This is a genomic window from Arenibacter arenosicollis (assembly GCF_014397245.1).
Taxonomy (GTDB): Bacteria; Bacteroidota; Bacteroidia; order Flavobacteriales; family Flavobacteriaceae; genus Arenibacter; species Arenibacter arenosicollis.
In genome coordinates, this window is the sequence record NZ_JACLHY010000008.1 from 76848 (window position 1) to 93206 (window position 16359).

The 16359-nt window shown below is 39.8% G+C and carries 10 protein-coding genes; 2 read left to right on the plus strand and 8 right to left on the minus strand.

The genetic code is table 11. The features are described from left to right. The 6 genes from H4O18_RS10005 to H4O18_RS10030 form a co-directional block, all read right to left on the minus strand. Positions 1–819: an SDR family oxidoreductase gene (locus H4O18_RS10005; protein ID WP_187584086.1), complete on the minus strand. Its 819-nt coding sequence runs from the start codon at positions 817–819 to the stop codon at positions 1–3. A gap of 168 nt (positions 820–987) precedes the next feature. Further along, the gene (locus H4O18_RS10010; protein ID WP_187584088.1) at positions 988–2364 is read right to left on the minus strand and encodes a putative oxidoreductase C-terminal domain-containing protein; all 1377 of its coding nucleotides are present in this window, start codon (positions 2362–2364) and stop codon (positions 988–990) included. A 103-nt stretch (positions 2365–2467) separates the two neighbouring features. Continuing rightward, the gene (locus tag H4O18_RS10015) at positions 2468–3844 is read right to left on the minus strand and encodes a Gfo/Idh/MocA family protein (protein ID WP_187584090.1); all 1377 of its coding nucleotides are present in this window, start codon (positions 3842–3844) and stop codon (positions 2468–2470) included. Positions 3845–3913: 69 nt separating this feature from the next. Then, entirely contained in the window at positions 3914–5140 is a 1227-nt protein-coding gene (locus tag H4O18_RS10020) for a DUF6807 domain-containing protein (RefSeq protein ID WP_187584092.1), read from the minus strand. A gap of 58 nt (positions 5141–5198) precedes the next feature. Further along, positions 5199–7043: a RagB/SusD family nutrient uptake outer membrane protein gene (locus H4O18_RS10025; protein WP_187584094.1), complete on the minus strand. Its 1845-nt coding sequence runs from the start codon at positions 7041–7043 to the stop codon at positions 5199–5201. A 16-nt stretch (positions 7044–7059) separates the two neighbouring features. Beyond that, positions 7060–10188, minus strand: coding sequence for a SusC/RagA family TonB-linked outer membrane protein (locus tag H4O18_RS10030; RefSeq protein WP_187584096.1), 3129 nt, complete (start codon positions 10186–10188; stop codon positions 7060–7062). Between the two features lie 275 nt (positions 10189–10463). On the opposite strand from H4O18_RS10030, the gene H4O18_RS10035 reads away from it, so the two are divergent. After that, positions 10464–11477: a LacI family DNA-binding transcriptional regulator gene (locus H4O18_RS10035; RefSeq protein ID WP_187584098.1), complete on the plus strand. Its 1014-nt coding sequence runs from the start codon at positions 10464–10466 to the stop codon at positions 11475–11477. Positions 11478–11489: 12 nt separating this feature from the next. Then, positions 11490–12407 (plus strand): ThuA domain-containing protein, encoded by a 918-nt coding sequence (locus H4O18_RS10040; RefSeq protein WP_187584100.1) that lies wholly within the window; start codon positions 11490–11492, stop codon positions 12405–12407. A gap of 114 nt (positions 12408–12521) precedes the next feature. Here H4O18_RS10040 and uxaC read toward each other — a convergent pair whose 3' ends face one another. Both uxaC and H4O18_RS10050 read right to left on the minus strand, forming a co-directional pair. Then, complete coding sequence (gene uxaC, locus H4O18_RS10045) at positions 12522–13928, minus strand: glucuronate isomerase (RefSeq protein ID WP_187584102.1); 1407 nt, start codon at positions 13926–13928, stop codon at positions 12522–12524. Between the two features lie 69 nt (positions 13929–13997). Continuing rightward, positions 13998–16238: a DUF7133 domain-containing protein gene (locus tag H4O18_RS10050; RefSeq protein WP_187584104.1), complete on the minus strand. Its 2241-nt coding sequence runs from the start codon at positions 16236–16238 to the stop codon at positions 13998–14000. Between the last annotated feature and the right edge of the window lie 121 nt (positions 16239–16359).

The window sequence follows — 16359 nt, forward strand, 5'->3', positions numbered from 1 at the left end:
TTATACTCCGGAAAAAGAACTAAATCCACCGTCGATTTCATAAATACTTCCAGTAACAAATGAAGAAGCATCACTAAGTAGATAGTGTACCATTCCGTTAAGTTCAGATGCATCACCAAAACGTCCCATTGGAGTATTAGTGATAATTTTTTCGCCCCTATCCGTAAAGGAACCGTCTTCATTAGTCAACAGTCTTCTATTCTGATTTCCGATAAAAAACCCAGGAGCAATGGCATTTACCCTGATCTTATCACTAAATTTAGAGGAAAGTTCATTGGCCATCCACTTGGTGAAAATATCCACTCCGGCCTTGGCCATGGAATATCCCAACACTCGTGAAATGGTCTGTTTGGCTGCCATAGATGAAACATTTACAATGGAGCCAAATCCTTGTTTTGCCATAATTTCACTTAATACAATTGTAGGAATTACGGTACCGAATAAATTTATATCCACCACTTTTTGGGTATCACCAAGTTCAATATCGTAAATCGTTTGATCTGGTTTCAAAGTGGCTCCGGGAATGTTACCTCCTGCCAAATTAACCAAACCGTCCAACCTCTTAAACTGAGTGATTATAGTGTTCTTCAATTCGGTTAATTGCTTTTCATTCATTACATCCAGAACGAACAAATGAGCACTATTAGTACGAATTTCATTTAATTCTTTGCATTTTTCTTCCAGCTTATCCAAGGATCTACCCAAGAGCAATACCTTGGCTCCATTTTCCACAAGATATTTGGCAATTGACCCTCCTAAAGTTCCAGTTGCACCGGATAAGGCATATATTTTATTTTCAATCGAAAAAAGTTTACTCATCAATTCTAATTTTATTATTCTACTTCAACGAAACCCAAAGATAATACAAGGGAACAACAATGGGCATAATATCTAAGCTTTACCCTAAAGCAAAAAATGCAAAGGTTTACATAGTTGAACAAATCTCCATAAGTCTTATCAAAAAATGGAGACAAACAGATTTCCTTCCTATTTTTTCGCCATTTTATAGCCTTCAATGGTAGTGTAATATTTGGTAATCATATTCGGTATCTCCCAGTTTGGCAATTTACCATCTTCCAAATACTGTAAATAATTTTGGGTTACTTGGGCAAAATGTGCCTCATGACCAATTTTAAATTCATCGGGAATATTAATTTTCCACATATTCTCCGATACTTTTTCAGCATTCGTCCCCGGAAATTTAGAGTTTATGGTCTGCTCAAGTGCCTGGGAAATTAGATTATCAAAATTTTCACCGCCCTTGGATCTAATATATAATGTGGGCTTATAATTTTCTTCCTTACCCTGTTTAATAATCAGATCACTTTTTGTACCCCTCATTATACTATAATGGGTATCCCCAGTGCCCTCAGGAGCTTCGTAATTCCATATCACAGATACCTTGGCGTACTTCCCCTTAATTTTATAAAGCATTTCCCCATTGCAATACACCTTAAGTTTATCACCATCGATATCCTTTTTAAGATAATCGGGAAAACTATCCAGCCCGGTGACCCTGGTAAATTCATCCAGAGTCAAAACTGTTGGCCAACGCTTGGCCTGAACCATTTCTATATCTGTACGATCTATAATCTGATCCGGAAAAAGTTCCCATTGCACCAAATCCACCAAGTGGGTGGTTACATCCACAATTCCTTCACCCTCTTCATTTACGTCAAAAAACCACGCTGGCCTCACCAATGGCTGGCCAGAAACATACTTAAAAAAGTGATGAACACTTTCTTTAATAATGGCCGGTTCCTCAGGATTTCCTTCCAACACTTGGCCAAATATATCGGGCAACATGGAAAACTGCCTTTGCATACCAGTAGTAACTTCAAAACGCTCGGTCATAATATCATAAATCATGACCCCATTGTCTTCAGCTATTTTAAAAGCCTCTTCCAGTTTCTGGAACCCTTCCGGATTAATCACCAATGGCTTATCCGCATAAACGTTCAACCCAGCTTTTACTGCGGCCAAAATATAATCTATCTTTTTGGAGTTTTTCCCTGCCACCACCATGACGTTACCGGGTTTATTGGCAATCATTTTTTCCAAATAATCATCCCCGAAATAACTATTCACCTTCCAATGGGTGGGGTTTTCCGACCTTGAATTATAGGCTTCTATTTTACTTAAAAAATCGCTTACCTCCGCCCCTTCGGGAGCAAAAACATAAATGGTGGAATCTACTGCATTATACATTGTTTTTTGAACCAAGGCGGCATGAAAATGCCCTGGATCCAAAGTCATTAAACTTACTTTGTCAGGAGCAATATCAGCAGTTGCTTTCACTTCTTCTTTTTTTTGACCACAGCTAAGAAACAATACCAAAAGAAAGGTCGAGATACTATATTTCATTTATTAATTTTTTTTTGTGAATAATGACAAACCCCTCCTTGGTTCAAGTTATTTTGACCAAAGGAGGGATTATTTTTACATCATTCAATATACAACATGTTTACTAAACTTTTACAAAGTCAGTCCCATAAGGCTTTCTCTGTTCCCTGTGCAACATGGCGTTGGCCTCATTATCATTAATAAACATCTCTTTCTCGTTGTCCCATTCCAATTTTCTATCAAATTGCATGGCAATATCACTGATCAGACAAGTTACGCATGCCTTGTGCCCTTTTTCAATTGGCGAAATTGGGGCTTTTCTTGTTTTAATGCAGTCCAACCAGTTCCCGTGCTGATCATCGATCTTCTCCAAATTGATCTCATTCTCACCAATTACCGATTCCAATATTTTAGGATCGGAGGCATTAAGGGCTTTACTGCTCTTTTCCTGATCCACAGGATCGGAGGCTGAAGCTTGATAAGCACCTCGGGATACAAAGATCCAACCATCGGTACCTTCATAACGTATTCCGTTGGTATACCCGCCACTGGTGTAGACCGTAATTCCGTTGTCATATTCGTGTTTTACAAAGAAATCGCCATGTACATTCCACAAGCCAGATTTCGGGAATTCTGCCAAGGCCTCGACAGATTTTGGCCCTGTTAGCTCGGTATCCATTCCCCATGCCGCTGAATCATAATGGTGTTGTCCCCAACCTGTGATCATTCCTGCACCGTAACTTCTTAGGCGAAGCCACCCCGGCCTACTATAACCCTGTTGAGGGTGCACACCAATTTCGGTATAAGGCACTTCTGGGGTTGACCCCAACCACATATCAAAATTTAAATTTTTAGGTACCGGCATTGCAGGTGCTTCCGGTCCGGCAGGATCTCCTGGAAGTCCGATCTTAACCGTATGTATTTTACCAATGCGACCATTTCTGACCAGCTCGGCAGCCACCCTAAATTGGGGCATGGCTCTTTGTTGTGTTCCAACTTGAAGTATAACTCCCGTTTTTTGAACGGCCTCACGCAACTGTTGACCTTCCCTCACGGTTAGCGATGTAGGTTTTTGCAGGTATATATCCTTTCCAGCCAATGCCGCTTCCATTGCCGGCTGGGAATGCCAGTGGTCAGGGGTACTGATAACCACGGCATCTATGTCCTTATTGAGTAACATTTCACGATAGTCATCGTAGATTTTGGTATTCATGTATTTATCCTTCCCCGTTTTCTCCTTGTAGAACTTATCCACCAAAACCTTGGCATCGGCTGCCCTATTGGAATCCAGATCACATACGGCAACATAACGGGATTGGTCGAACCTGATGGTATCGTGAATATCATGGTCGCGGGCAATACGTCCACAACCAATCTGTCCTATATTAATCTTATTGCTCGGTGCGTTCTTTCCAAATACACTTGCAGGTACTATAGTTGGAAATCCAACCACGGCCGCAGTGGTCAATAGGGAGTTATTAATGAATTTTCTTCTTTGCATCTTTTTTGATTTTAATTTAATTCACAAATTATTTGGTTGAAAACATGGATATTTCCCCTGTCCCCATATTTAATTATTAACAATTCTGGGCATCTCCGCAAAACTCTTCCAATAAGATTCCGCTTCCTCAGCCGTAAGTTCGCCATCAAAAACCACCATCCTATATTTTAGACTGTAGTCTTTATTGGGCTCAATTTTCCATTCCTCGTGACGTATCGGGCAAAATTCGAAAAACATATCTCCCCTACCCCCATTTCCATCAATGGGCCATATACGCATTGGCTCTGGGTGGGACCTATTTTCCGGGTAACTTAAAAACAAAACACCATTGGTTCCCTTACCATCTGCAGACTCCCCGGTTACCATACACCAGCGGGCGTTGGTACCATCAGCGGTGAGGCGATCGTTGCCTTCCGAAGTAAGCACCGTACAATTATCCTTATGCCAGCGTTCCGTAAAACGCATTCCCAAACCTCCTCCATAGCGATAGGCTTCAAAAAGAATACCGTTCTTTAAAGGGGAAGAAAAATTAGATGTATAATCTACCATATACCTATCCGGGCGATCCAAGTCCCACACCTTAACGTCCAAATCTTCGTTCAAAGCTATTCGGTTATCCTCGGAAGCTTTTAAGTTAATATGTTCTTGACGGGCGTTGAAGCCCCCATATAAGGCCCCAGAATAAGTGTCATTAAAATCCTTAAATAGGACCGTCCCTTGGCGTTCCACCAAATTCCAGAAATCGACGCGTTCCCCTTCAATCTGGGTATGTGTCCACGGCCCCCATATGCCATAATGATGGTAATGGTCTGGAGGTTGAATTCGACTAAGGGTATCTCCCGAGGGAGAAAGTAAAGGATGAAGGTATCCGGATTTCCGAAAGATGGAATCCACACCTTTTGGAGGATAGGTCATTCCATATCTATAGGTTAGCAATGGAATGGAACCTTTCAACAATTGAAGGTTGCCATTGTTTTTATCCGTTTTGACTCCTTCCGATCCATGGATTTGAGCCTCTTCCTTTACTATTTCATAAGAACCGTTATTGTTAGGCGTATGAACAAACCATAGCCTTTTCTGACCATTGTCAATTTGAAAAGGTATCTGTTTGCCATTATTCTTCAACACCAAATTACTTTGGTCGTCTGCATCTCCCAACCCCAAAGTATCAATTTTTAAAGAAATTGGAGAGGCTAGAGTAATTCCATCCTTCTCGGCTATTTCAAACTTATACGCTTCTTTGTAATTACATGACAGTAACAACATTACAACATAACCAAGAAATACATACTTCATTTAAATAGGTTTAAAGGATGGAATTTACAAAAAACTAATTAACTCAATTCTTCTAATATTATTCAGGGATAGTGGTCAGTGGTGGAATATTATTTTCCGCTCCTGGATATCCTTCATTTTGGTTTATTACCCCCTGTGTATTGGCGTTAATTGCCGAAGCAGGGATTGGCCACAACACATGATAAGGACTCATAGTATATTCATCACCGTGAATAGTTTTCACACCCTTATTGTAAAAGTCGGTAACCTCCATTATTCGGTCATACCAAAAATTATCGGTAGAGAAATTATCCAAACTATAGGTCTTACCATTGTATGCTGCTTTACCCGTCTTAGCAAAAATATAGGCAATACGTGTCAGCTCAGTTTTCCTTCCTTCCTCATAATACAATTCACGTGCACGCTCATCCAAGATATAAGCAATATCTACATCGGTAGCAGTAATTTCATCTGCCTCTGCCCTTCTTCTCACGACATTGATATCATCTGCCGCAGCACCTAAATTTCCTTTCCAGAAGTAAGCCTCGGCCCTTAACAAATATGTCTCCGCAACCCTATATACATACCAATCGCCGTGACCTCCTGCTGGTTTTACATTTAAAGGATCTGGAACAAAAAATTTATAATGTGGAAAGCCATACCAATTTCTTATGGTATCCGAACAAAGTGGAGTTCCATTGGGCAAATAAAGCTCCAAATTCTTTCCATAATAAGAGTTTCCAGAACTTTGTAGACTAGGTGCATTGTACACTAAATCTTCCATATCATACCAATTGCCCAACTTATGGCGTTGGTCATTATTTGCATCTTTCCAAATCTCTTTGGTACTATAATGTGTACCCCTATTTCTACCAATACCCCTACCTATTGCCGTAACTTGATCAATATCTATCCCTGGGGCATCTGACATACCATTCTGGCCATCCGGAGTATTAATAAAGCGCCACCAGAGTGGAACTGCTTGTCTTTGAATACTGGTGCCACCGGGATAGTCACCGTTGTCCTCATAACCCAACCTATCTATAACAACCAATATTCCCTCAGTGTTACCCGGAATACTTTTGTTTTCCACCCGATGTAAATCCCAAGTTACATCCTTTGCTGCATTACCCGCATCAATGCCAAACCTATCCGTGGTAAGGGAATGTGTACCCCCATTGATTATTTGGGTAGAGGAGGCTATGGCGGCATCGAAATCACCAAGGGCAAGGTTTACTTTTGTCAGAAGATGCAAAACCGCATCTTTGTTAATATCACCGTTATTGGCAACTGCGTTTACCAAAGGAACCGCTAGATTGAGGTCTTCCTGCATTTTTCTAAGGATGGTCTCTCTAGCCGTAGTAACAAAATCCAACCGTGCTGAGGTAATCTCTTCCAATATTAAGGGAACATCCCCAAACTGCTGTGTCAACCTATAATACCTGTAAGCTCTATGAAACAAAGCTCGTCCCAAAATATCATTTTTTTGCGAATCACTTTCAAACTCTGCATCATCCAATCTTCCAATAACGGTATTGGCATATTTAATTCCTTTATAGAATTCCTCCCAAAACCATCCTATTCGGTTAAAATTGGCACTATTCAGGTTCGCATCTGGCAAAATCAATAGATTTAAATCCTGGGCGGGACCTGATTTATCCGTTGTTCCTTCCACTGAAACCTCAGAAAAGATATTCTCTGTAATCATTGGTGCACCATCTCCATAAAACTCTGCTCTTAAATTCCTCATAGCCTGTGACAAAAGGCTATTTAATCCTTCCGGCGTATTTAAGGCATTACTTGGAGTAAAGAACGATTGTGGATCTGCATCCAAGAATTCTTCCTCACAGCCCGTAAAGGCAAAGGCCACAATTAGGGTAAAGCTTAAAAAGGCTTTTCTATAGTTGTATATAATATTTCTCATCGTTATTATTTTTTTATTAAAGACTTAAATCAATTCCAAAGGTGAAAAACCTAGGTGTAGGCAAACTTGGATCAGTACTTCCATTGGAATTTCTTCCGTCTATATTGGTTGGCTCTGGATCGTAAAAGTCCCAATGAGGTGCATAAACCGCAACATTTCTAGCGTTGGCATATAACCTAAGACTCTGCAAAGACAATTTTTCAAGAAGGGGTTTTGGAAATCTATAAGCAATGGTAATATTACTTAAACGGATAAATGAAGCATCTCTCCATATGGCAAAATTAGAACTACCATCACTTGAAAACAATCTTGCATAATCGTTAATTGGATTATCCGGTGTCCAGAATGGGGTTTGAATGGAGTTGGTCCTATCTATAAAACCGTTTCTGTTTTTTGCTTCATTAAACACTCTTTTCTGACCCCAATTGGAATAAACCTCAAAGGAAAAATCAAAATTCTTTAGCATAGTGAACCTATTGGACATCGCCCAACTGAAGCGTGGTGATCTATGTCCCTGAAAAACATTATCATCCACGGTAAAATCCCCACTGTTATCAACATCGTTTATTTTCCAATCACCTGGAAAAACGCCATACTCAGCAGCTTGGGCAGCTTCATTGGTCTGCCAGATACCTATGGCTTCCTGACCCCAAATAACGTCTGTGGCCTGTCCTATAAAACGCTGATTTGTAATGTCATCCAATTCATTTCCATTTTCATCAAGATCTCCATATAATTTCCTGATTTTGTTTCTGTTCAAAGAGAAATTAAAACTGGTATTCCATTGGAAATTCTCCCTATTATAATTTTGGGTGGCCAAGGTAAATTCGAGACCTTTATTTTCTATTTCTCCCAAATTGGTAGTTACATTGTTAAAACCAATAATATTGGGCAACTCCCTAGTAACTATAAGATCATTGGTAATATTTTGGTAAGCCTCAATAGAACCTTCAACCACTCCGTTGGCCAAACTAAAATCCAACCCTAAATTGGTAGCTTTGGTACGCTCCCATCTTAGCTCTGTATTTTCCTGAGTTCCATTGTCAAATGTAGGCACGGTAATAACATTGCCCCCGGCATCCACATTTAAATATTTATTTGCACCAAGTCTAGATAATGCAGTAAACCTTCCTATATCCCTATTCCCGTTTTCCCCATAAGACAATCTTAGTTTTAGGAAATTAACAAATTCCGAATTAAAAAAAGATTCATTGGAAATGGTCCAAGCACCTGCTATGGAAGGAAAATATGCTCTTTTATTGTTGGTTCCAAAGGCCGAGTAACCATCCCTACGCATGGTCATCGTTAAAAGGTAGCGGGAATCGTAATTATAATTCAATCGCGTCATTACTGCATCGCCCGTACTTGTTTCGTCCTCACTATCCACTGTTTGCACGGTACCCAATTCCAAGGCACTATAGCCCAAGGCATCACTAGGCTCAAATGTATTGGCTCTAGCACGGGTGAAATAACTTTGATATTTTTCCCCATACACCAAAAACATTAAATTAAAGGAGTGTTTATCTATAGTCTTGTCCCAACGTAAAATGTTATCCAACTGCCATTCATTAATCTTGGTCACCTGTCTTACAGCAGAACCTACTACGTTTTGTGGGCTAGCTGCAGATGCATGATTGTAATATTCCCGAAATTCCAAACGATTGGTATACCCTACTTCATAAGAGAAACCCAATGGCAATTTTAACTTGGCATACACTCTAGAATTAAAGGTATGGTCCAAGTCTATACGATCATTAAACTTCTGAGCCAAAAATGCGTTAACAGCACCCGCCCCGTTATCGTCTTGGGGACTTAAGCGTATATTACCTTCATCATCGAATTCCGAACCCCAGGGACTAGATCTTTCTATTTGACCACGGTCTGCGGCAATAAAACCTTCATTACGTTTTGCAAATTGGGTATTCATCCCAACAGTCAGCCAATCGGTGATTTTAGCATCCAAATTTAATCGCGATCGCAATGCCTCAAATTTTTCTCCATTTATTATACCTTCATTGGAGGTTCTACCAATGGACCAATAATAATTTAATCCACCGTTTCGTCCGGAGATACTGGTATTGATATCATTTCGAAAACCTTTCTGCATTATCCTATCGTACCAATTAATACTATTTCCAGCCAAATAATTTTCTATTTCTACATCCTGAAACCCAATTCTGTTCAACCAGGCCCTAGTGGGGTCTCCAGCAGATCCATCATAGGCCAGCCATTGATCTAAGGTTACACCAGATGGCAAGTTGCTGGGATCATCATATCTTCCCGGATTATCTATAGTATTCTGGGGATTGATACTTTTAAATACTTCAGTTCTCCAGTTCACATAGCCTTGTGCGTCGTATGGCCGCTCCTTATAGGCGTCAGATGCCATTCCCACACTAGTATTGATATTTATGGTAGGCTTATCACTGGTTCCTCTTTTTGTGGTTACCAAAATAACACCACTTGCCCCCCTTGCTCCATAAACGGCGGCAGAACTGGCATCTTTCATCACATCAAGCTTATCGATGTCAGAAGGAGCAATATCGGACAGGTCCCCATTATATATCATTCCGTCCACTACTATCAACGGACTTGAACCCGCACTAAGACTATTATTACCTCGAATTCGGATTTGACTAGTACCTTTAGGGGAAGCGGAAAGCCCAATGCTAAGACCAGCCACATTCCCTCTCAAAACATCGGTCACCGAGTTGGTGGATTGGTCGGAAAGTGCGGCTGCATCCACTTGTGAAATAGCCCCTGTTAGATCCTTCTTTTTTACTGCGCCATAACCTACCAATACTACTTCATCCAAGGTAGATGCAGTAGATTGCATAGTAACATTAATTTGAGCGTTACCATTAATTGGTATTTGCTGCTCTTCAAAACCAATATAGCTAATAGTTAATGTGGCATTTTGGCCGGCCACCTCAAAACTAAAATTTCCGTCAAAATCAGAAACCACCCCATTGGTTGTTCCTTTTTCAATAATGGATGCGCCGGGTAGCGGAACACCAAACTCGTCTACTACGGTTCCCGAAACGGTGAAACCATCTTGCCCATAAACGGACATTGAAAAAAATGTACAGAGAAGCGTTAGAATTAATAACGCCCTGCACCTAACTTTTTTAAATAAATTTCTCATACATAAATGTTTAAAGTTGGTTAGTTATTGAATTTTAGTCATGAGTGGAAAACCAAATCATGTTCACATTCTGGACAAATCTAAATAATTGCATTTTATTACGCAACCGATTGCGTTATTATGTTGGCAATTTTTAACTAAAAAAATCACTTTTGTTGAATTTATACGGTAAAATCCCTCTAATTTCACATATTTTACTCCCTAAATTAAATTGCACTTTAATAATAAAATTTTATTTGTATTATTGTTGCAGAGTTTGTGCAACAATTTATAATATGGACAAGAGAATTACCATTTACGATTTGGCAAAAACGCTGGGTGTTTCGGCCGGAACCGTAAGCAGGAGCCTAAACGACCATCCCTCCATAAGCCAAAAAACCAAGGACCGTGTAATCTCAAAGGCCAATGAACTGGGTTACAAAACCAATAAATTTGCAGTAAACCTCAGCACACAGAAGTCCAATACCATTGGAGTCATTGTCCCCAAACTCAATTCTATTTTCATGTCCACCGTTCTGGCGGGGATAGAAAAAATAGCCAATGAGGCCGGTTATAATTTGATTATAAGTCAGTCTTTGGAGTCTATGGAAAAAGAAAAGTTAAATGCAAAAACGCTCTACGATAGCGGAGTTGATGCCCTTTTGGTATCCTTGGCCTACGACACTACGGACTTTGATCATTTTGCAAATTACATTAGAAACAAAATACCACTTATATTTATTGATAGGGTGCACAATTTGCCCAATTGTTCCACCATAATAATCGATAACAAATTGGCCGGATTTGAGGCTACAGAGCATTTGATAACTCAGGGCTGCAAAAATCTTCTGTATATTAGTGGCAATCTAAAACGTAACGTTTATTCCGAGCGACTGAAAGGATTTAAGGAAGCTATGGCCAAACACAATTTAAAATTTAACCAGGCCAATTTACTGGAATCCGATCTTGGCCCAAGTAGTGTTAAAGATGTCATTGCGCATATCAATAATAATGACATACCCATTGATGGACTGTTCGTAGCCAACGACACCTTTGCCGCCCATTGTATTAAAGAATTAAAAAAAGAGAAGTATAAAATTCCCAGTGACATTAAAATAATTGGGTTTAACAATGACCCTATCTCGGAATTGGTCACCCCAACCCTTAGTACCATAAATTATCCAGGGTACGAATTAGGGGTTTTGGCCGGACAAAGTGTTATTAGCCATTTAAACGGCGGCATAGACTTGCATCCCGCAAACTCCATTACCCTTAGACATAAACTGATAATAAGAGAATCTACACTTTAATAAATATCTAAAATGAACAAAACAGTTTACTCCTTATTTACATTCCTTTTTGTTGGAACAATTTTCGCCCAAAGCCTAGAAGAAATACCCATAGATGACCAATGGCTTGCCAAAATTGAATCACTTGCCCCTACCGCACCTAGAGTTGCGGCAGAAACCAAAAAAATATTGGTATTTTCGCAGCATACCGGTTTCTACCATTGGACCATTCCACACAACGACGAAATGCTGAAAATCCTAGCGAGGAAATCGGGAGCATTTGAGATTACTATTGCACACGACGTTGATAGTTTTGATAAAAAAAATCTAAAGCAATACGATGCCATAATTTTAAACAATTCCAATCCGGCCGGACCTAAGCGGGACTTGTTCTGGGACCTACTAAAGAAGAACACGACCTTGAATGACAACACCATTGCCAAATTGGCGGCAGATTATGAAAAGAATTTAATGGATTATGTTGCAAAGGGTGGTGGATTAATGATCATGCACGGTGCAATCACTGTACAAAACAATTCCAGGGAATTCAGCAAAATGACTGGGGGCAGCTTTGACTACCATCCCAAACAACAGGAAATGCACCTAAAGGAGGTTAATGCCAATCATCCAATGGTACAGGCCTTCAAAGGAAAGGGCTTTACCCACGTGGATGAACCCTATTTTTTCAACAATGCCTATTCTGACTACAACTTTAGACCTTTATTGTACATAGAAGCTGACAAATTGGAGGGTTTACGTAAAGAAGTTACCGACAACACAATCTACGTGTCCTGGATAAAACGACACGGTAAAGGCAGGGTGTTTTATAGCTCCCCTTCACATAACGCCCAGAGCATGGATAATCCGGAATTGCTTCAATTCTTTTTGGATGGTATGCAATACGTAGTGGGCGATTTAAAATGTGATGATAGCCCTATAGGAAAACCTTGACATAATCCCTTATCAATATTATAACATCAATAAAAAATGCGCATCCTTTTAAGATGCGCATTTTTTATTTCTTGCTATTAGTAGCAGCCTTGAATAACCACTTCCCAAAAAGTCTTATTTATTAAAATCGAAAAAGTTTTTGGCGTTATAATAAGAAATATCCGATACAATTTTTCCCAGCAATTTTTCATCTGCCGGTAACTCTCCATTTACTACATCTTTACCTATTAAATTACATAAGATCCTTCTAAAATATTCGTGTCTAGGAAAAGACAAAAAGCTCCTGGAATCGGTCAACATTCCCACAAAACAACTTAAAAGTCCCATATTGGAAAGCACATTCATTTGTTTTTCCATTCCGTCCTTCTGATCTAAAAACCACCATCCAGAGCCAAACTGCACCTTTCCTCTTACGCTACCATCATTAAAATTACCAACCATGGTAGCTATAACTTCATTATCGGAGGGATTAAGATTGTAGATTATAGTTTTGGCCAATTGATCTGTTCCGTCCAATTCATTTAAGAAACCGCTCAATGCACGGGCCTGTGAAAAATCTCCGATAGAATCGAAACCGGTATCGGGCCCCAATTTAGACAATAGCCTTTTATTATTGTCCCGGATGGCCCCTATATGAAATTGTTGCACCCATCCTTTTTTATGATAAGTCCTTCCCAAAAATAGTAACACCTGTGCCTTGAAATATTGTACTTCATCAACAGTTAGTGCCTTACCGTCCAAAACTTTTTTAAATAGACTTTCAGCATCATAAGTGCCTTCCTTGAAATGATATAATTGCTCCAAACCATGGTCAGCAAGCCTTCCTCCTTGTTCATGGAAATAATTGATCCTGTTTTCCAAAGCAGCCAATAAATCTTTGAAAGATGTAATATTGATATTGGACGCTTCTCCCAATTTCTCCATATAGGCAACATATGCAGCTCCCAATTCTATTGCAAATGTCTTATCTGGACGGAAGGTTGGAAAAACTTTTGGCGTAATTCCTTTTTGCTTGATGTTTTTATGGAATTGAAGGGTGTCTATAGATTCATCCGTAGTGCACAAAGACTCCACTTTTTGCTGCTGCAAAAGCCCTATAGTGTTGTGGGAAGGTTGTTGTAACATGGCAGATGTTTTCTCATAAATTTCCTCTGCATTATCAGGCCCCAACAACTCTTGAATTCCAAAATAACGTTGCAATTCAAGATGCGTCCAATGGTATAAAGGATTCCTTACGGTATAGGGTACAGTCTCCGCCCATTTGAGAAACTTTTCCTTATCCGTGGCATTTCCAGTTATATAGCGTTCATTTATCCCAAAAGCACGCATAGCACGCCATTTATAATGATCACCGGCCAACCAGGCCTGACTTATATTTTCAAAAACCCGGTTATTGTCAATTTCTTGTGGAGGAAGATGATTGTGATAATCTATTATGGGCAACTCTTTTGCATAATTGTGGTATAAAGTTTTAGCAAAGTCGCTTTGCAAAAGAAAATCATCATTTATAAAAGTCTTCATCTTTTTCCGGATTTAATTTTTATTTTAATCTACGATCTTTATCACTAAATGTCGTTCTACTCTCTAAGGCTATTTTCCAATATGCTCATACAATTCCTCTTCTGTATACTCCATCCCGTCTTTAGACTTGACATCGCGAAGTTCCTTTATTTTTTCAGGCTTTAAACCCTTAGGGTTAACAGAGAATGCATTGGTCACATAGGATATTATATCCGATATATCCTTATCGGAAAGATTCTTATTATACTTAAGGCCTGGCATTTGATGATTCTCATCATACAATTCGCCTTTTATTTTCAAAGGACCTTTTAGGCCATGAAGAATAATAAGCCCCAATTGTTCCAAATGCGTAGAAATATACTCTGACCCCACCAGTGGTGGTGCCAATCCGTGGATACCCTCCCCACTGGACGAATGGCAAGAAGCACATATTTGTCGGAACAGAATAGCTCCATTGGTCCTAGAATCTGCTCTTGCAATTTTTGTTGAATAAATATAATTAGGTTTGTCGTTTCGTTTACGCTCCACACTTTCGGTTGTTAGACTGGCGAGGTCCGAATCCTTAAGCTTATTAAATTGCCCAAGTTGGGAGTCAAGGACAGTAAGAACATCTTCCGATCCACTGACAATCGCCTCCTGATAAATTTTCTTATCACTGTATTTATTCGCCAAATCGTAAATTATGGGAAAAAATACTTCCTGGTCGTATTTGGCCCAAATCCCCATTGTTGTTGAAAGGTATAGGTCCAACATGGGCTCATTCCTGTTCAAAAGTTCGGCAAAAAGATCTTTTGCTTTGGGAACATTTTTGTCAGAGGCATACTCTTCCATAAGGACAATGGCATGTGATGCAGCTTCGGGATCACCACTTTGAGCTAACTCCTGCAGGAAGTCAAAAGAGAGTGCATTAAGTCCCTTTAACACATAAAGGGCGTGCATTTGAGCCAATGGACTAGTATTGTCCAAAGCCATTTCTTTTAGTTCTGGCAGGGTTTCCTTATTATTTTTATGTATCAGATATTGTTGGGCACGATCGCGCACCCAACCATTGGCATCCTTCAATGATGCAACCAACTGGAATCCTGATAAAGTCTCAAGATCGGGAATGCTCCTCGCTGGTTTGTCTTTGCTTCGGACCCTTAAGATGCGACCATAATCCAGTATGGTGTCCAATTTTTTCTGGGCCGATATCTTTTTTAAATAAGGGCTTAAAAATGCATAATGTTGAATTACACCGCGGTGCATATCTACAACATACATATTCCCATCGGGGCCGGTGGCAAGATTTACCGGGCGGAACCCTTCATCCGTGGAAGCCAAAAACTCCTTTCCCTGCCACGCTTGCTTGGCCTCCACCCGATCCCCATAAAAAGATAGGATATTTCTTTTGATCAAATTGACCTCTGGAACGCATACAAAAACATTCTGGTCGTAATCTTCAGGAAACATCCCGCCCCTATATACCAATGGACCGCAGGCAGCCGTAACATTAACCAATAGACTATCCTGATTCAAAACCCCTTCTTCGTAACCCCGGTTTACAGAGGCAGCATGAAGGGGATAAACACGTTGATCTTTGGTCAAGGTCTCGTCCACTCCTTTTTTGGGAACAAAATATTTATTCCGGACCAATCTATTGGGCAGTATATGATCGCCCAATAGTTGAGTGGAATTGTTATTGTAATAAAGTCTTCCAAAATTGTCATGGGAAATACCCCATTGCCCTCTCTGGGTAGTAGGTTCTTTTTTCCACACTCCATTCGTACGCTGATATCTGAAATTGGATTTGGCATTATATATCCAATTATCCAAATTCATCATTAAACCATTGGGCTGATGTTCCGGGTTACCCACTGTAGCATAAAGTGAATCTACAAGAACCCTGTTTACAGGTTTATCATTCTCAATTTCCACAAACCACAGGTTAGGGGATTCTGCATACAAAAGTCCCCCGTATACCAAAGCCAAAGCTCTAGGCATCACCAAACTATCCAAAAAGGTTTTGGCATGGTCCATAATTCCGTCCTCGTCAAGATCCTCAAGAATTTTAATAGATCCACTTGGCAAATCTTCCCCATCACCTTCCAAATTGACCATAAACCCAGTCATTTCAGCTACCCAAATCCGTCCCTTAGAATCGAAATCTATGGCGACCGGTGCTGTCAAAAGGGGTTCGGACGCCACCATTTCCAAGTCAAAACCATCTTCTACCGTATAATCCTCCAGTGAAATCCGAGGTTCATCATAGGAAGGTTTACATGAAATAATGGTAATTGAAAGGGAAAGAAAAAAACAAAATAATAATCTCATTAAATAAGTAGTTTGTATTCTGTATACTTGAAAAGGCCACTAAAATAATGCAGAGGTAATTAAAATACTAATGGATTAATATATATTTGGCAAAATACAGACAAACAGTGGACTATATGCT